Consider the following 16,600-nt stretch of genomic DNA (forward strand, 5'->3'; position numbering starts at 1 on the left):
TTTTCCTCGGGCCATGCCGGCTTTGCGTTGAAGACGCTTGGTGGAATCTCCTCAGCTTCATAGCGCGAGTGCCTCAATGCGATGGCTTCAGAGGCGTCGATCGAGAGAAACTTCGGCGCGCCGCGCGTGCGAGCTGTTGCTGCGATCGCGTCGGCTGTGATTTTGCTGTCGAGCGGGCCCACGGCGAGAAACGCATCGATGGTGCGATCTTGCGCGAGCTTTTCGATCTCGTCCGTGCCGAACTGCGCCACAGCGAGCTTGTCCGACTCCACGCCGGACCCGCTGAGAATGACACGCAGAACCGACGCATTTGCTGCCGTCCTGCCGATAACGCCCACCTTGTGACCGGCGAGATCAGCGACCTCAGCGATCTTTACCGCTGTCTTTTTCCTCGCGGCCTTGCCGCCTGATCCGGAAAACGACCACAGGACGACGTAGTTCTTGCGCAGCACGGCGAGCGTCTGCGCGTCCGAAGGCATGCTCAGATCAGCGCGGCCGACCGCGAGGTCGGCTTTTCCATTGCCCAGAAGGCCGAGCGATTCGGCCGCTCCAGCGGTCGGGATCGTGGACAGCAGAACGGTCCTGCTTTCGTCGGCAAAAGCCTCGGCCATGGCCTCGACCACCGCGTGGTCCTCGCTACCGGTCGGCCCCACGGCGATCCGAAGCGTCGTAGGCTGCAGGATGTAGTTGAGCGCTCCGGCAGCGGCCAAAAAAACCGCGAATCCGACGGCCAGAACCAGCAGCAGGGAGCGGGCCTTTCTCCGCTGAATATCTTGCCTGTTGCTGCTGTCGGAGGAGGGTATTTGCTTTCCGTCCATCGCTCCCTAGCTCTTGCCACAGCTCCCGCCGCCATTTCCTCCTACGGGAACTTGCGGCTCTCCGAGCAGTTCCTCGCCGGCGCATTGTCCCAGGCTTATGGAGAGGCGAAGCTCGGCGCTGTTATGCGTTCTCGACGCATGGCGGCCAGGGATCCGTCACGTTCAGGCCCTCACCTCCTGTGATGGGTGGGTCGTTTCATTAACAACGCGGCTTGAGATTGACCGAGCGGAGGAGGGTGTCCAGTCCGCTCTCGCTGCAGTTTTTCGCCTCGACAACTTGCTTGGGCTTTTCGTGCCGAACTGGTTGCGATCTCCTGCTCATCGCCACGCGTTTTTGCGAGTTGAACTTTAAGGCGGCCGGATCATGCCAATGGCGAGAGATGATATGCGGTGGAGCTTGAGGAGCCGGTTTCGGGTTGGGAGGTGGCTCAACTAGATCGACTGGGGCCGGCGGCGTCACCGCTGCGACGACCGCGGCAGACGCGGCGCCTACGGTGTCCTCAGTTGCACCGTGGTACTCAACGGTGAGCGGAAGCCGGTCGGCCTTAGCCGCGGTCTCTGCGACCGGGTAGGCTGCCGCAGACAAGGCCGCGGGATTCCTCCCCAGCGCTGCAACGGCGCCCATTGCAATCAAGCCGATTCCGGCAGCTACAATTCTGATCCACACTGATTGATCCTCGACCAACCCGGTGAACCGGAGGCTTCCGCCGAAATTGGCCCAGAATAAGGCTAAGGTGTTGGTAATTTTGGTAGATTAGGCAGCGTGCGCTGCGGGCTCCCAGCGTAAAGGCCCGAGCACGTCTTACACTTAGCTTGGCCTAGCGAGAGGGTCCGGGTGGAGCGGTCGAGCATCTCTTTTTCTAGCTTCTCTCCCTCCGCCACTTTGCCCGGAAAGTTCGTATCTCGAAGCGGAGACAGGCCCGAAAACTCGGCTGTTTTCGTGTATTTTTTCCATTCGGAGAATGCCGGCCGTACTAAAAACGAGCAGAGAATGGGTCTGGAGAATGCATTTTTCTCCGAATCCTAGAACTCCGGAAATCGGTACAGTACGGCATTTTGCGGGAAACGAAGCCTTTGTAGGGGGCTCGGTTTGAATCTCTCTCGCTCAAGCAAAGCCTGTTGCGCATTCATTCGTAATGACAGGGGCGTCGAGTCCCCTTGCGGCTCCAGCCAACTCAATGAATTCCTTGCCAAAGTGCGTGTGAATGTGATGCGCAGCGGTCTCTCGATGAAGGCTCCCTTTTCGGGGCAATTCATCAAATCCACTGCGCGAACATCAGCTGTAGTCATCCGCTCCCTCCTTTGATGTACACTTCAGTAGCTAGGCGTGTATCCAAAACGCAGCGGCATGATGCGACTAACGCAATGTCCGCTTTGCCTCGATGGCGGCCGACTTCGGGCGGCAGCGCAATATGTCGCGATGGGCCAACAGGAGACATCCGCACCGCAGAGGAAGCTAAAAGAAACTTTCCTTCTTAGTTGCCCGTTGGGATGCGAAACTCGACTAGTTCGGGTAGGTCGCGCGAATGTTTTGCGAGTCGTTCGGCGTTCAGCCTGTCGCGGCTTTTGATGGTCATCCGATACTCGAACTGCTGCCCGCCTTCGCTTAATCGCGATGACAGGTTGGCAATCGTAAACGTGATCGCCGATCATCTTGTGCACTTCGCTTTCCCCCATCACCCGATCCCGCGTGGACCGCGTCAGGGCTGGCCGCTTATGTCTCAAACGGGTCAAAATCGGTCCTACCATCGCTCGAATTGGAAGCAAGTACGTCTCCAATCGGACGCTGGATTGGAAGCCCTCCGACTTGAAGATGACCAGCCGCACCAGTTTAGGAGGTCAACATAACGAGGCGGTCGCCCGACTTGGGGGAATCTCACCAGTTCGCGGGGACCAGAACGCGATCGACGAGGAAGGCGAGCCCAGCGACCAGCACGAGCGCGGAGAGCGCCGTCACCGCCCGCCGCTCCCACGCGGCGCGCCGAAACCAGAGGAGGACCGGCAGGAAAGCGGCGATCACCGCTGCCTGGCCGGCTTCAACGCCGAGGTTGAACGACACGAGCGCGCCGGCCAGGGCGCCCGGGGGCAGATCGAGATCGAGCAACGCGCCGGCAAAGCCGAAGCCATGCACGAGGCCAAACGCGAAGCCCACGGCCCAGCGCCACGACGCCGTGCGTCTGCGGAAAATGTTTTCGGCCGCGACGTAGACGATCGACAGCGCGATCACCGGCTCGACGATCCAACTAGGCGGCGAGGCCGCGCCCAGTACCGCCACGGCCAGGGTGATACTGTGCGCTACCGTGAAGGCGGTGATAACGGCGAACAAGGATCCAATTCCTCCGCCGCCCAGGACGAGGGCCAGCACGAACAGGAGGTGATCAACTCCCGTCAGGATGTGCTCGATGCCGAGCCGAAAGAAGGCGAAGACGCCGCTCCCGGCGGTAACCTCGGGCGCCGGGCTCCCGCTCGGTGCTGCGACAGCGAGGCGAGCCTCGTGCCGGTCGCGTTCGAGGGTGTATTGCTGCACGCTCCCCAGGGCTTCGACACGGACAAGCGTGTGGTAGTCGTTGCCGAGCGCGTCGGACAGGTCGTCGCGCAGCAAAAGTTCGTGCGGCGTGCCGGGGCAGGCGTAATCGACGGTTACCACCGCGTTGGCGCGGTCGGGCGTGGGCGGCGTGACCGTCCCGGGCACCGGCTCGCATTTCACCCCGTTCGCTGAAATCGCGACTTTGCGCGCGACCAAATCGGCCAGCGTGGCGTAGCCTTCACGGCGCTGCGGCCGTACGCCGCCGGCCGTCTCGGCGACGGCCGTCGCGACCGCGTCGGGACCGAGCGTGAGGCTGTATCGGACAGTTCCGCCGGACAGGCTCACCGTGGCATAGCCCATCGATCCGGCGACGTGTCCGTGCGCTGGTCCGAGCAACAGCAGCAGGGCAAGAGCGGCCCACGGGGCCGCGCGGTGGGGAGAGGCGGGCGGCGTCATCGCGCTTCCGCTCCAGTCATGACCTCGGCCCATTCGCCGCCGACGAAGCGGGACATCAGGTACAGCCGCGGATTGTCGTCGATGCGCATGTACTGGAGGTACCCCTCGGGGTTGAACTCGCCGAAGCTGGCGGCAAGCACCAGCTCGCCAAAGCCTCCGTAGAACTTCACGGAGAGCCGCGGCGGGTCGAGGCCGAACGGCGCCGGATCGCTCCCCACGAGCTCTGCCGCCTCGATCTCGCGGACCGGCCCGGAATTGTGCATGATCTGAACGGCCTTGCTGACCTGGAGCCCGGCGGCGCCGATGTTGACGCCGTCCGGCGTCACCCACTCTGTCTCGCCCGCACGGAGCAGGGTAACGCGCCGCGTGCCGCGGCTAAGGTCCGCTCGCCATCGATCATCAGCGTCTCGCGACTGGTGGCCAGCAGGGTGACGTGCGGGCATGCCGCCATGATTTCTCGTGCAAGGCTGGCTATTGCGTCGATCAAGTGTTCGCAATTATCGAGAATGACAAGCTGACGTCGCCCGGCAAGCGAATTGGCGACGCTTTGCTCGATAGTTTTTCCGGCTTGTTGGGTGATGCCGAAGACGTCGGCGACTGCATGACCGGTGGCATCAGGATTGTCGAAAGCGGCGAACTCCACCAGCCACGTGCCGTCTGGATAGTTGTCTTGCAGCTTCGCCGCAAGCTGCAGTGCAAGCCGTGTCTTGCCGATCCCGCCGGGACCGGTCAGCGTGATCAGTCGTGCGTTGGAAAGGATTTCGCCGGCCCTGGTAAGCTCTCTGTCGCGCCCTAAGAAGCTCGTTGTCAGGAGGGGAAGATTGCCCAACACGGCAGTCGTGCGGACCGAGGGAGGGACGACCCTGTCCAAGAGTTCCGTGGCCGGCAATGCGTCGCCGCCCCGGACAGGAGTGTCCTCTGACGCTGATCTGTGCAAAGTTGCGACTTGGGGCGGCTGCATTCGGTGCCATTCTCGCAAGAGATGGCGGTGCAATGTCTTGGTCTGCGCGTCGGGCTCAATTCCCAATTCCCTGGAGAGCAGTTCGGTGCAGGTGCGATATTGGCGGAGCGCCGCGCCCTGCCTGCCCTGCCTGGCATACAGCTCCATAAGGGTGCGATGTACCCGTTCCTGCAGAGGATCTTCGGCGAGCAGGCGTGTGGCAACATAAATGCCACGTTCGATCATACCTGCGGACAGGTGATGATCGAGCAGCTTCGCCATGCCTTCCAAGGCAAGTTCACGCAACCGCTGACGTTCCGCCGCTGCCCAGCGTTCAAACTCAGGCGCCGATACCTGGAAGCCTTCGAGGAATTCGCCGCGATAGAGTCCGATGGCCCGCTCGAGGTTTTCGACTCCCGATTCCTTGATGAGATCCTCGAACACCCTTGCATCGACGTCGAGCGCCGTCGGTGCCAGAGCGATCGTGTCCTCATGAGTAACCACGGCGGCGTCAGAACAGGTGCATGACAATGCCCTGCGCAAAAGGCTTAGTGCCTGTCGCAGGCTATCTCGAGCTTGTGTCTCGACGTGGTCGCCCCACAACAAGGCCGCAAGTTTTGGTCGCGCCTGGGCTTCGCCCATATGCATTGCCAGATAAGCCAGCAGGGCTGTCGTCTTCTTGGTGGCCAATGGGATGGGCTCTCCGGTATCCCCGTGGAACCGGAAACTCCCGAGAAGTGCGAGGTTTGCCTTCGCCATATCCGCCGGCCCTATGCTCGGAGTGCAAAAAGCACCCGGTCCGACGATTTTGCGAATTTATCACGCTCGCACCCACAGGTCCATTGCGGCCGGTCAGTACTCTGCGTGCGAGGTCAGGGCCCCTATTACCAACGGAGATGACTATGTGGAACCGCTTGTCGATCGCAACAGCCGCAGCTCTCGTGATAGGCACAATCGGAGCCAATGCCGCGGAACTCCCGACGTATGAAGTCATGGGCTTTCCGATCACCCCGCACCAGTTCGTGGCATTGGGACCGGCCAACGCTCAGCAGGAGACGCTTGCGGCGGGCGTGTCGGCCCCGGTCTTGGCGCCGCGCCAGGGCGTACATGAGGAGCAGATTGCCCGCAGCGACGGCGAAACGATTACTACGCTGGCTCTCTTCCCGGTGGTAACGACCGAGCCCGCTCGGTAGGAACCGCTGGCGCGCGGTGTCTGACCTCCCAGCAGCCGCCGCGCGGCAGTCGAGTTTCAAAGCTCCGAAAGAGAAATCGAACTTCGAACGTTGTCCAATTTGTTCGCTTTGGATCGATAGGAGAATTGCCGTTGCATCTTTGCGATCGATCCTCGCATCGAGATTAGCCGGCGCAGGGCCTTTGGCCGACTTCTTGAATAACATTCCATTTGCGAATCCAAGCAACACGGAACCAGTGAGAGCGTCGCCGTTGACGTGTTCCAGATTCAGTCGTTTGAGAGGCTGTCGCGGAGTGGCCTGTGGCCAAAGCGGAAATCACCCTCGTCTGAACCTCGACCTATAGAAGTAGTCATCTAGGGGCACCTTGGCGAGCAAACCCATAGAAAGGCGATTGGCGGATACCCCGCGCCGCAACGACGGCGAAATCAACGCGATCCGCCATTGACCACCATAGCCGATGGCCGACTAGTCAAGCTGCATTTCGCAACCCATCGCCTTGGGCAGGAATACTAGTGTGTTCAGCAAGCTGTTCTAAGTTCTTGGGTCCGTTCGATTCTAGCGTGCGAGGATCCCGGAAGACCGGGGTTAGCCCTGCCACGATGATGACTCCAGACGCCGCCACGGTGTTTGCAATCATCATTGAGAGAACTACTGGCGTTAACATCTGCGTATTCAAGCCTTGTGGGTTAATGCCTTCTGTTGATTCATTTGGCTGCGCGCTGCTTTTGATAGGTTTCCCCTTCCTGCATCGCGGATTTCACTTTCTGGAATGCCCGCAGCTCGATTTGGCGGATGCGCTCACGGGAGATGCCATACTCCGCGGCGAGCGTTTCGAGCGTGGCAGGCGCCTCGCTCAAGTAGCGTTCACTAAAGATGTGTCTTTCGCGGGGGCTGAGAGATTGAATGGCGGCCTTCAGAGCGGAGCGCCGTCGTGACAATTCTTCATCGTCAGCCAACGCGACGTCATGGCAAGGCGAGGGATCAACAAGTCGTTCGAGCGCCTCGGCCGCATCCGGGGCGCCATCGGTTCGAGCATTCAGGGAGATGTCGCCACGAAGGCGGCGATCCATGGCCACAACTTCGCGCTCAGATACTTTAAGACGTTCAGAGATTGTCTTGACTTGATCCGGTCGCAAATCTCCATCGTCGAGTGCAGAAATAGCGCTCTTTGTTCGCCTCAGTTTGAAGAACAATTTCTTTTGGGCGGAAGTTGCCGCAATCTTCACCAGCGACCACGATCGGAGGACATATTCCTGTATCGCCGCTTTGATCCACCACGTTGCATAGGTCGAAAGACGAATCCCGCGCTCTGGATCGAAGCGCCTGACTGCTTGCATCAGGCCGATATTGCCCTCCGAAATGATGTCAGCGACTGGCAAGCCGTAGCCACGGTAGCGCATTGCGATCTTCGCAACGAGACGGAGGTGGCTGGTGACCAGACGATAGGCTGCATCGCGATCGGAGTGCTGACGCCAGCGCCTTCCGAAGTGGGTCTCCTCCTCTTGCGTCAGTACCGGAAACTTCCGAATTTGAGCAAGATAGTGCGTCAGCCCGCTAGCGGCGGATGGCAGCGGTTGAGACACGGTTTGATACATTTCCTCCTCCGAACGTTTTGGAAATTAAGAGAAAGAGTGTCCGGACGGTTGCGCGCCAGAGTGCCGGCTAGATCCATTACTGTGACCGACGGCGGGCTCTGGTTCAGACTCCAGAAGATGCAAGGCATCGATGATATCGTCGAAGCTGACGGCAGTACTGTGCCGGACCGGCCTGCTTGGCTGGGGAGCGGCGCAAGCATCTGCGGCCCAGGACGACAGAATTGCCCGCTTCTCGTAAGACGTCAGATCGCAGTCGTCGACGACGTCCAAGGGATGATCGAATGCGTCGGCCGGGTGCAGCAGCGCAGCCACTTCAAGCGTCGCCCTTCGTCCGTCGATGCTCGGCAGTCCCGCGGAGAGGCGGTCGGGGAACGCCTCTCGCAAAAGTCCTTTCACGGAGGCTTGCTCCTCGCTCAGTCGGCGCTGAATAAACGAGCGTTCAAGGTCCGACAGATGCGTTACGAGCAGCCTGCGATAGCGGTCGATATTCTTTTGATGCGCACGCAGCAGTTCCAAGTTTACGAGCATGATCCGCCTCCGGCTTCAGGCAGCAATGGCACGTTCGGTAGAGCGCAATCGACACGGCTTGCCTCCAGGAGGATTCCGGGGACCGCCGTCGAGTTCGCACAAAGCTTCCAGGATCTCGTCGATCGATACTGGTTTCTTCAGCCCGACGGGTGAGCGCATGGACGGGCAAGAGGCTATTGCAGAAGCATCCGAGGCCCAGGATGCCAGAATTGCCCTCTTCTCAGCCGTTGTCAGGGCCGAGTGATTCACCACATCCTTTGGATGCTCGAAGGCGGTACCTGGATGCAGGAGCGCGGTGAAGTCGAAAACGTTGTCGTCGGCGGTCGTCGGCCGCATGGTATCCTCCTTTTCATTGACGATGAGCGGCAGCCGCGCGAAGCCTCGCGCGGCGCCGGCCAGAGCCGCCTTTAGGCGGCCTTGGCTTCCAGTTTCTGGACGTTGTCGGCTGGCACGCCGTTGATCGCGATCCGGCGCGGCTTCATGGCTTCCGGGATTTCCCGGACCAGCTCGATCTTGAGCAGGCCATTGTCGAACCCGGCGCTCTTGACCTGGACATAGTCCGCCAGGTTGAACTGGCGCTTGAAGTTGCGGGTCGAGATACCGCGATAGAGGAAGTCTCGCTCGGTCTTGTCGGGCTTGCTGCCTTCGATCGTGACCACGTTCTGTTCAGCCGTGATCGTGATGTCGTTCGGCGCAAAACCGGCAACCGCCAGCGAAATCTGATAGCGGTCCTCGGCCAGTCGTTCGATGTTATAGGGTGGATAATTGTCCTCGCCGGCCCGCTGGGCCATTTCCGCGAGGTCAAACAGGCGGTCGAAACCAACGGTCGAGCGCCACAGGGGAGAGAAGTCGTAAGTGCGCATAACCAAATCCTCCTAAGAGCAAGATGGATACGAGCGGCACCGGACACGACCGGTGCCCGTCTCAGTGCCCGGGCCCTTGGGGCGCCCGGACGCCACCGTTCGGTGGCGAGAAAAAAATTAGCAAAGTCGTTTTTGGTTTCAAGAGGGGCTCGAAAATTTTTTCAAGACCGATGAGGGCCGCTGGGGGGCCCGAGTTTCATTAACAAATCACCAAAGAACTTTCCCACTGAAGCGGGTGCGGGCGAGGATCTTGGCTGCAGCCCTATGGCCCGTTGGCTGTCCGGTTTTTCCATGGAGGGGGTCAATTGGCTAAGAGGGCAGGCGGCGCTTTCAGCGTCGCCTATGTAATTTGCTTAGCGGGGTGATCGCGAGAGGCGCTCGGCCTGTTGCAGGCGTTTGACAAGACAACGCCTATCCAAGTGGGGCGCCCGAAAACGTCGTCTGGATGAATGCGCTCCACTCAATTATGATTCTTATCCAACAAAAATGAGACGGTGCATTCTATTCCATCAGAGCCAAACCTTCGCTCGAATCGCCCGTTCAACATATGTGGTATCGATTTCTCGAGAAAATCTGAACCGAAGCCTCGCCGAGGCGGCGGGTGCGCGATAGGCCACGCCCGCTCCCGCCAGCGCAGTTGGAACTCATTTTCATTGCCTCGATCATGAGCGTCCCACGATATATCAATTTGACCGTTCTCCACGGATAGGGCGCCGTGCTTAACGGCGTTTGTGGCAAGTTCGTGTATTGCCATCGACAACACTTCGGCCTGTTTCGCCGGAATCAAGATCTTTGGGCCGCGCTGCTTAAGGTTCTCGCCCTCGACAGCGCCGTGCAATGAGAGCTCCTGAGAGAGAACTTCGCGGATATCGATCTTGCTCGTATGGGTCCGGTTCAATAAAGCATGAGTGCGCGCAATCGCCTTCAGTCGGTCCTCAAAAGCTTTTGCGAACTCATCAAGGCTCTTGCTTTTGGCGCGCGTCCTCCGCGCGACGGCTTGGATAGTCGTCAGCATGTTATTGATGCGATGCTGAAGCTCATGACCGAGCACTTCCTGCCTGAGCGCCCGCTCCGCCAATTCTCGCTGGATCCTCACTCGGTCGATAGCAGAAGCCAAGAGATTGGCGTAGTTCTGAAGAAAATCGATATCGTCCTGCTCGAATTTCCGGAGCTGCCGCGAGTCAACCTCCAGCACACCGAATGGGCCGTCCTCGCCGCGAATAACAACATTGACGGTGCTCCTGACGCTATGCTCGATCAGCAGCTCGGGAATCGCGAATCGAACCTCCTTGTTGGTATCCTCGGTGATCACAGGCTGGTTCGTGTGCAAGGCATAGCCAGCCGGCGAACCCTCATGCGCAGGTATTGTGGCATGCCCCACCACGCCGGGGTTCCAGTTCACCCCGGCTCGGACAAGCAAATTCTCGCCGCCTGGGACGAGCTCCAGCACTTTCACTAGCTCAACATCGATGGCATCAGAAACGAGCTTGGTTGCCTCTTGTAGGAGACCATCTATGTCATCGCTCCGCAAAGCTCGCTTGCCGAACTCCGACAATGTAGAGACTTGTCTGCGAAGCTTGTGCGCTTCCGAAGGGGGCACTTTGGTCTCCCATCGCGAACCGGATAAATGCTTACTGCCCGCCGCAGGTTCCTATGACAATCTCCTAGCGATCTAGCCACGTGGACAAACCGACTGCGGGTGAGGGCGGGTTGTCGACGGGCCACACCTTGCTGCTGGTCGCGAAAGCGCGGCCCTAGAGAGGCAGCGGAAAGGACGCGGACGCGTCGCGCGGATATCTTGGTTCGGGCCCCCTCCAAAGTCACCTCTGGTTGGAAAATCTGATCGTTCCACAAGAGAGCTACCGCGCCGTGCCTTTAGCTTCGTCGACCGCGGTTGATGCAACGTTTCCTATAGGCCGCCGCTATCGCCATCCAATCTCGCAATAGTCCTCTATCCTCCTTTGAGAACGCGGCCCGCCGCTTGAGATCATCCAGTGTGTCGCCGGGATGGCACCGCTCGTAATCCCGGCGGATCAGCGACTCCAATTCTTCGTCGCTCGTGGCTTGCACGTCCGCCGCAGATGCCGACCGCGTCATCGCACAGGAGACGGGTTGACGAGCCGTAAAGTCCGAATTGGCCGATAAGGGCAAAGTGCTCATGGCAGCGCCCCTCGATGAGGGCGGGCGGGGAGAAGCCCCACCCGGCTTTATCCTACTTTCAGCTATTGTTTACTTCCGTTAATTGCTATCCGTTTTACCTTCCGCTGTGCCGCAGGCAGCTTGGGCAGCATCACGGTGAGGACCCCGTCCTTAAATGACGCGGCAACTCTGTCCTGGTCGACGTCATCAACGGGAATACGTCGCTCGAAACGTCCGTAGTAGCGCTCGCTAAAGCGACGCTCCTTGTCTTCCGTTTCGCGCTTTTTTTCGCCGCTGATGGTCAGCACGCCGTCGGAGAGTTCAATCGCAACGTCGTTCTGGTCGAGGCCGGGAAGTTCGGCGAGGACCTTGACCTCCTTTTCCGTCTCGTTGAGCTCGACGCTTGGCCAACCCATCATGGAGGACGAGCCGAAAGAACCAATGTCGAAGTTGCGGAATGCGTCGTCGAACATGCGGTTCATTTCACGATGGAGCGCAAGAAACGGATTGCTTGTTTCATTTGATGATACGCTCACTTTGCGTGAACTGTTGTTCCATGGAACGAGGTCGCGTAGTGCCATTTTGAACTCCTTTTCGTAGGTTAGAATTGTCGCAGCTCTCCCGAGGCGGCTGGACAGCGGTCACCGCTCGAAGACGGGTTGCTCTCTGACCCCTATAGTTTCGGGTTTCCGGTTTTCGCTGGCGCGCGCCGACGATCGGAATTAGCCGGCCGCTTGGCGGGGGTCAGGTTGCCGGCTTTCCCATTTTCAGCCTCAAACGGCTTCAGCGTAATCCGAGGGAAGGCGGAAAACGCCCGGTTGGGTGCTGCCCGGGAGCAGCAGGGTATCCACCTTGAACACCGGTCCTCTGGGCTTCCATTCCATCCAACGCGTTGAATCGAGATAGCGGATGGGCGGCAGCGGCACTGTATAGCCGGTTCGAGCGGACGTGACTTTAGGCGTGCTGTCCATGGCGACGGCGCCGATCGGCAACAACATCGCCAATGCGACAGCGCCGGCGCCAATTCTTCGGCTGCGGCCGAAGGCCCCCACGATTGTGACGAAGAGTTTCTGATTCTTGGTCATCTCATCCTCCTGTCGGTACGAAGCTGATCCATCCGATCGTCAGAAAGCTGAGGGCGAACATGAGCCAATGCACTACCGTCGCTATGCTCTTCTGCGATCGAGATTGCATGCGCGTGCTCATCTTGGTCTCCCGGTATGTCTTTCCTTTCTCCTTCTCGAGGGTGAGCCGGCGATCGTCGCGGACGGGCTCGGTCTGGTTCGTGCCCATCGGCGGCGCCGATGTCGGGGGCTCCTCGACTCCTCTCGGCGACCCGGGGGCCGAAGCCGGCCCCCGGCGGCAAACGACTTAGGAATCGGAAAAATGGCCATCAAGGGGGTCCGCAAAAATTTTTTGCGACATCCAGCCGGCATGCCAATTCGTTTTGAACGATCGTTCCTCTGAACGGTTAGGGGCTCGAGCCGCCCCACATGTTTCAGCTCCGATGCCGATCTCCGATTTCGCCGTAACGACTTTCGCGACCCTCTTTGTGGCCATAGGCCCCATCGACACCGCGCTGGTGTTCGGAGGGGTGACGTGTGGTGTACACCGCCCGGACCGGCTTCGCTTGGCGCTTCGGGCTGTGCTTATTGCGGGCGGGGTCTTGTTCGGCTTTGCGCTGGTCGGCGTCCAATTGCTTGGTGCTCTACACGTGTCACTTGAAGCCTTTCGTTTTGCAGGCGGGGTGCTGCTGCTGCTTCAAGCCATCCAGCTCATCTTCGGACACCCTGCCGGACTTTCCACCCTCACTGCCGGAGAGCGCAGGGAAGCGCTGGCACCCGGTCATATCGCGATTTTTCCGCTCGCATTCCCTGTGATCGCGGGTCCGGCCGGTCTAACTGCCGGCGTCTTGCTCATGGGGCAGGCGACGGGCGATCTCGCTAAGTCTGTCGTCGTCCTCACTTCAATGCTCATCTGCCTCGTTCTGACGTATGGGGCAATGGTCTTTACGGACCTGTTGCACCGGCTTCCAAAAACCACCGGATCGAATGTGATCGCTCGCCTAGCGGGCGTCATCCTTGCTGCACTGGCTTCGCAGTTTATCTTCGATGGAATCCGCGATGCGAGGATCCTGAGTGCGAATTGAAGTCGTAAGAATAAGATGGACGATTTTCGCGACATAGTCGCCGCCGGGTTTGCGGTTGTTTGTGCAGCCCTGATTCTAGTGGCATGGCTTCTGTTGATGGGTGACAAACCTGAGCACGGTTATTCAATTCCGCATATCGAGCGGCCGGTGGCAGCGATTTCAAGTATCTAACTGGACTTTTTGCCCGCCACTACTCAACTGTCTGCACAGAACGGCGGCCGTTCACTGCCTTTCCCTCGCCTTGGGGTGAGTCAATTCCCTAGGTCGCCCGCACCACATCTTTTACTCTTTCATCGGATCTGGGGCCTGTTGACGTTGTCCTTCGGCGTCACGTTAGGGGCAGACCGGCAAATTCTGAGCTCTCAAACTCTGGGAAGGCGATAGCGAACTGTGAAGGATGGACCGTCCCCGGCTGGCGGCGCGTGGATAATCTCGTCGGAAGGCTCCATAAGCTCGCGCATCGCGTTGCAGGCCACGGAATGACGGTTCTCGTCAGGGCTGACGATCCGGTGGATCTCGCCAGCGTTAATCTCGACATGTGGACGGCCTTGCTTGGACGCCCGAGAGATTTGGGCCTCAACCTCTTCGCGGAATTCTTCCGTCGTCGGCATGGTAGCCCCCGAGTGCGTGTAAGCAACCACTGATAAAAAAATACTTCCGCATCCTAGACGCTTGGTCTGGTTCCACAACCGTAGCCTGTAACCGTTGATAATTCGTCTGTTCCGATCAACGCCTCGCCGGCTACTCGCGCCCTCTCGCTTCTCAGTCCCTCGCGATCGCCAGTCACGGCAACTGCCTATGTGCCTGGCGCCGCCCTCCAGGTTCCTGTCACGCAGTTAAAGCTTGCCTTTGAAAAAAGCGCCGCGATTAGGCACGTCCTCCGCCATCTTCGCACACAATTGCTGCAGCTCAACAACGTCGCGGCCTGTAATGCGGTGCATCCGGTGGAATGCCGTATGGCTCGATGGTTGCTAGATTCACGACCGGGTCGGCCAAAGCGGAATACAGCTAATGCACGGGGCGCTAGCACAACTTCTCCGAGTGCGCTGAACAACGGTAACGCTGACGATGCGCAAGCTTCGAGCAGCGGGCGGCATCTTATCTGACCGACGCGGAAATGGTGGAGATCGATCGAAGGAAACTTGAGAAGATCGCGTGCGAATGTTACGCCGTGATGCGACGCAGAGACGCTTGTATGAGGAAGAGCTGCCAGTACCTTCGTGCGGCGCGCTCTACGGGTGACTCTTCGCCGCCTTTAGCCTGTGCCCGGTTAGGCATTGAGCGGGTCTTCTCGACGATGCCTTTCGCCGACGGCGCGATCGCCCAAGTTCCGGTCGTTCCTGAATTCCGAAGCCGCTTGGCACAGGGGAGCGCATTTTGCCGATTGAGCATCAAAGGTATCCGCTTTTGACGAGCAGGCGGACTTCTCGTTTCCAGACTTAACGAGAGATCATCGCCCGCCTGGAGTGAAGACAGCGAGACGCCGAGCACGAGGCCAACGAGAAGCTCGGCGACATCAACGAGTTGCTCGTGGACAAGAGCGGCAAGATCAACGCGGTGGTGGTCGGCATCGGCGGCTTCCTCGGTATGGGCGAACATGACATCGCCGTCTCGATGGACAAGCTGAAGTTCGTCGAAGAGCCGGTCCGGACGAGCGCGAGCGGCACCTCGACAACGACCCGCGAGACAACCACCGGCACGGCCTCAACGACCACCACGAATCGCAACGCGAACGATTGGGTGCCCGACCATGCCGTCATGAGCGGCAACAAGGAGCAGCTGAAGGCGCTCCCGCAGTTCAAGTATTCGGACTACAACTAACAGGACACAACGTTCTTCGGAAAAACAGGGGTCTCCATCTGGAGGCCCTTTTTCGTGCAGACCATAACCGAGTGCGGCTTGCCAAACAAAAGCGGCCCGCCCCGGAGTGCCGGTCGGGCCGCTCTTGCGCGCCTACAATCGCTCAGTGCGTGAAAAGCGTCATGCGGTTACTACTCGGTGCAGACCTTCGTGGTCTTCACGGCGGACTCAGCCTCCGTCTTGGTCTTGTAGACGCCGTCGCCCACGACCGTCGTGGTAGTCGTCGTCGGCTTGGTGTCGACGACCGTGCACTTCTTGGTGGTCGCATCGCGGACAATGTAGAACTCGGCGGCACTGGCGGCCTGGGTGCCGAGGGCGAAAGCCGCGAGAGCGCCGCACAGGATCAGCTTCTTCATGATGTCTCCTCAAACAATGGGTAAGTAGTCACAGCCAACGAGGAGGCTTGATCGAAGTTCCGATTTTTCCCGACCCCGACGGGCACATGCCGTTTCGTTTCGCTATTCATGCTTGCTAACTGCGTCTACACACCTCAGTGCCTATCGGCGTGCATTTTTCCCCTGCCCAGCATGCTGGAAGCCCCGCATGTGCAGGAACACATCATGGAAATTTGCATTGTCGAGTGTTGTTTTCAGTTTTGAGTGAGGCAGATCATGCGTCTTCTTTCTGGAATGATCGCCATTGCAACAGTTCCCGCGTGGATGGCGATCAATACGACCCCTGCTGCAGCGCAGTCGTTCGACGACAGGTGGTCCGTTATTCCGAAGGCTCATGCAGATCCTGCCCCTGAGAGACCTGACCAGACAAATGAGGGCGAGGCACAGCCGCAACCTCTGATCGGACAACAGCCAACACGTGAAGTTCGCTCAGCGGACCGATCGTTCAATCGGACGTTTTCTGGAAAAGCCTCTTTCTATTCATATGGAAAAGGAAAAACGGCCAGCGGCTCGCCGTTCCACCGGGACGCATTGACAGCAGCGCATCGCAATCTGCCATTCGGCACAAGAGTTCGCGTCACTGAGCTTGCGAGCGGCAAGTCGGTGGTGGTTCGTATCACCGATCGCGGGACGTGGGTTCGAGACCGGGTTCTTGATCTTTCTCTTGGAGCTGCGCGCAGCTTGGGCATTACGGAACGTGGCGTAGTCAAGGTTCATGCGAAATTGCTTTAAGCGGACCGCGGCCAGTTGTCGCGTCGTTAGGTCGTGTGAGGCTAACGTGGCGTCCGCATGAAGACCACTTGTTGCGACCATTCTCGCCGAGAGAGGTTAACGCGGAACGATATTCAGCAACGGCGCATTTTGTGCTTCAGCTAAACTCGGATCATGCTTCGGCGACGCCAAACCAAAGGCCGTCACTAGCAGCAGCACGCTCCCGCATATGATGTTCAGAAAGAAGTGCTCCATCTACACTTAATGGCATCTCTGGCGATCCGTTCCCTATGGGCCGTGGAAAGCCAGACCAAGCGAAGCGTTTCAAACCGCGCTTGCATATCCATGCATGGCGTGTTCCCTCTGAGGAACAGCGTGTTTACTTACGTTGAGTTGGGCAGGGAAAAACCGGCGAGCAGGAGGCCA

17 protein-coding genes and 1 pseudogene are annotated in these 16,600 nt (G+C 59.2%); 5 read left to right on the top strand and 13 right to left on the bottom strand.

Annotated elements, in window-relative coordinates:
• The 4 genes from JQ604_RS25715 to JQ604_RS25730 form a co-directional block, all read right to left on the bottom strand.
• Positions 1 to 818, bottom strand: an 818-nt coding sequence (locus JQ604_RS25715) for a TAXI family TRAP transporter solute-binding subunit (RefSeq protein WP_212363354.1), incomplete at its 3' end; no start/stop codon positions are given.
• A gap of 1,876 nt (positions 819 to 2,694) precedes the next feature.
• Complete coding sequence (locus JQ604_RS25720) at positions 2,695 to 3,801, bottom strand: HupE/UreJ family protein (protein ID WP_212363356.1); 1,107 nt, start codon at positions 3,799 to 3,801, stop codon at positions 2,695 to 2,697.
• Positions 3,798 to 4,127: a hypothetical protein gene (locus JQ604_RS25725; protein ID WP_212363358.1), complete on the bottom strand. Its 330-nt coding sequence runs from the start codon at positions 4,125 to 4,127 to the stop codon at positions 3,798 to 3,800. Before JQ604_RS25725 ends, JQ604_RS25720 begins: the two co-directional genes overlap by 4 nt.
• A complete protein-coding gene (locus JQ604_RS25730) occupies positions 4,124 to 5,431 on the bottom strand; it encodes an AfsR/SARP family transcriptional regulator (RefSeq protein WP_212363360.1) in 1,308 nt (435 codons plus the stop codon). The genes JQ604_RS25725 and JQ604_RS25730 overlap by 4 nt, the downstream gene beginning before the upstream one ends.
• Positions 5,432 to 5,643: 212 nt before the next feature.
• On the opposite strand from JQ604_RS25730, the gene JQ604_RS25735 reads away from it, so the two are divergent.
• Positions 5,644 to 5,934, top strand: coding sequence for a hypothetical protein (locus tag JQ604_RS25735; protein ID WP_212363362.1), 291 nt, complete (start codon positions 5,644 to 5,646; stop codon positions 5,932 to 5,934).
• Between the two features lie 704 nt (positions 5,935 to 6,638).
• Here the strand turns inward: JQ604_RS25735 and rpoH are convergent.
• From rpoH to JQ604_RS25770, 7 genes are all read right to left on the bottom strand, one after another.
• The gene (rpoH, locus tag JQ604_RS25740) at positions 6,639 to 7,529 is read right to left on the bottom strand and encodes an RNA polymerase sigma factor RpoH (protein WP_212363363.1); all 891 of its coding nucleotides are present in this window, start codon (positions 7,527 to 7,529) and stop codon (positions 6,639 to 6,641) included.
• 24 nt (positions 7,530 to 7,553) lie between these two features.
• Positions 7,554 to 8,057: a hypothetical protein gene (locus tag JQ604_RS25745; protein ID WP_212363365.1), complete on the bottom strand. Its 504-nt coding sequence runs from the start codon at positions 8,055 to 8,057 to the stop codon at positions 7,554 to 7,556.
• A gap of 15 nt (positions 8,058 to 8,072) precedes the next feature.
• Positions 8,073 to 8,393, bottom strand: a complete 321-nt coding sequence (locus JQ604_RS25750; RefSeq protein WP_212363367.1) for a hypothetical protein — start codon at positions 8,391 to 8,393, stop codon at positions 8,073 to 8,075.
• A 71-nt stretch (positions 8,394 to 8,464) separates the two neighbouring features.
• On the bottom strand, positions 8,465 to 8,920 hold the full coding sequence (gene hspD / locus JQ604_RS25755) for a small heat shock protein HspD (protein ID WP_212363369.1): 456 nt from the start codon (positions 8,918 to 8,920) through the stop codon (positions 8,465 to 8,467).
• Positions 8,921 to 9,380: 460 nt separating this feature from the next.
• Complete coding sequence (locus JQ604_RS25760; RefSeq protein WP_212363371.1) at positions 9,381 to 10,520, bottom strand: sensor histidine kinase; 1,140 nt, start codon at positions 10,518 to 10,520, stop codon at positions 9,381 to 9,383.
• Positions 10,521 to 11,142: 622 nt separating this feature from the next.
• Positions 11,143 to 11,640, bottom strand: coding sequence for an Hsp20/alpha crystallin family protein (locus tag JQ604_RS25765; protein WP_212363373.1), 498 nt, complete (start codon positions 11,638 to 11,640; stop codon positions 11,143 to 11,145).
• 192 nt (positions 11,641 to 11,832) lie between these two features.
• Complete coding sequence (locus JQ604_RS25770; protein WP_212363375.1) at positions 11,833 to 12,144, bottom strand: hypothetical protein; 312 nt, start codon at positions 12,142 to 12,144, stop codon at positions 11,833 to 11,835.
• A gap of 422 nt (positions 12,145 to 12,566) precedes the next feature.
• Here JQ604_RS25770 and JQ604_RS25775 point away from each other — a divergent pair, with 422 nt between their 5' ends.
• Both JQ604_RS25775 and JQ604_RS25780 read left to right on the top strand, forming a co-directional pair.
• On the top strand, positions 12,567 to 13,208 hold the full coding sequence (locus JQ604_RS25775) for a MarC family protein (RefSeq protein WP_212363377.1): 642 nt from the start codon (positions 12,567 to 12,569) through the stop codon (positions 13,206 to 13,208).
• 15 nt (positions 13,209 to 13,223) lie between these two features.
• Positions 13,224 to 13,379, top strand: coding sequence for a hypothetical protein (locus JQ604_RS25780; protein ID WP_212363379.1), 156 nt, complete (start codon positions 13,224 to 13,226; stop codon positions 13,377 to 13,379).
• A gap of 191 nt (positions 13,380 to 13,570) precedes the next feature.
• Here JQ604_RS25780 and JQ604_RS25785 read toward each other — a convergent pair whose 3' ends face one another.
• Positions 13,571 to 13,819, bottom strand: coding sequence for a hypothetical protein (locus tag JQ604_RS25785; RefSeq protein WP_212363381.1), 249 nt, complete (start codon positions 13,817 to 13,819; stop codon positions 13,571 to 13,573).
• Positions 13,820 to 14,696: 877 nt separating this feature from the next.
• Between JQ604_RS25785 and JQ604_RS25790 the strand changes: the two are divergent.
• Positions 14,697 to 15,029 (top strand): annotated as a pseudogene (locus JQ604_RS25790) (PRC-barrel domain-containing protein); the annotation flags it as partial.
• Positions 15,030 to 15,199: 170 nt separating this feature from the next.
• Here JQ604_RS25790 and JQ604_RS25795 read toward each other — a convergent pair.
• Positions 15,200 to 15,424: a hypothetical protein gene (locus JQ604_RS25795; RefSeq protein WP_212363384.1), complete on the bottom strand. Its 225-nt coding sequence runs from the start codon at positions 15,422 to 15,424 to the stop codon at positions 15,200 to 15,202.
• Positions 15,425 to 15,679: 255 nt separating this feature from the next.
• Here JQ604_RS25795 and JQ604_RS25800 point away from each other — a divergent pair, with 255 nt between their 5' ends.
• Entirely contained in the window at positions 15,680 to 16,195 is a 516-nt protein-coding gene (locus JQ604_RS25800) for a septal ring lytic transglycosylase RlpA family protein (protein ID WP_249158639.1), read from the top strand.
• Positions 16,196 to 16,600 lie beyond the last annotated feature (405 nt).

This window comes from Bradyrhizobium jicamae (assembly GCF_018130695.1).
Classification (GTDB): Bacteria; Pseudomonadota; Alphaproteobacteria; order Rhizobiales; family Xanthobacteraceae; genus Bradyrhizobium; species Bradyrhizobium jicamae_B.

Bases quoted from the DNA above. Each gene is read 5' to 3' on its own strand.
- rpoH (WP_212363363.1), bottom strand. From the start codon at position 7,529: ATGTATCAAACCGTGTCTCAACCGCTGCCATCCGCCGCTAGCGGGCTG.
- JQ604_RS25800 (WP_249158639.1), top strand. From the start codon at position 15,680: ATGCGTCTTCTTTCTGGAATGATCGCCATTGCAACAGTTCCCGCGTGG.
- JQ604_RS25745 (WP_212363365.1), bottom strand. From the start codon at position 8,057: ATGCTCGTAAACTTGGAACTGCTGCGTGCGCATCAAAAGAATATCGAC.
- JQ604_RS25785 (WP_212363381.1), bottom strand. From the start codon at position 13,819: ATGCCGACGACGGAAGAATTCCGCGAAGAGGTTGAGGCCCAAATCTCT.
- JQ604_RS25765 (WP_212363373.1), bottom strand. From the start codon at position 11,640: ATGGCACTACGCGACCTCGTTCCATGGAACAACAGTTCACGCAAAGTG.
- JQ604_RS25735 (WP_212363362.1), top strand. From the start codon at position 5,644: ATGTGGAACCGCTTGTCGATCGCAACAGCCGCAGCTCTCGTGATAGGC.
- hspD (WP_212363369.1), bottom strand. From the start codon at position 8,920: ATGCGCACTTACGACTTCTCTCCCCTGTGGCGCTCGACCGTTGGTTTC.
- JQ604_RS25780 (WP_212363379.1), top strand. From the start codon at position 13,224: ATGGACGATTTTCGCGACATAGTCGCCGCCGGGTTTGCGGTTGTTTGT.
- JQ604_RS25795 (WP_212363384.1), bottom strand. From the start codon at position 15,424: ATGAAGAAGCTGATCCTGTGCGGCGCTCTCGCGGCTTTCGCCCTCGGC.
- JQ604_RS25720 (WP_212363356.1), bottom strand. From the start codon at position 3,801: ATGACGCCGCCCGCCTCTCCCCACCGCGCGGCCCCGTGGGCCGCTCTT.
- JQ604_RS25775 (WP_212363377.1), top strand. From the start codon at position 12,567: ATGCCGATCTCCGATTTCGCCGTAACGACTTTCGCGACCCTCTTTGTG.
- JQ604_RS25770 (WP_212363375.1), bottom strand. From the start codon at position 12,144: ATGACCAAGAATCAGAAACTCTTCGTCACAATCGTGGGGGCCTTCGGC.
- JQ604_RS25750 (WP_212363367.1), bottom strand. From the start codon at position 8,393: ATGCGGCCGACGACCGCCGACGACAACGTTTTCGACTTCACCGCGCTC.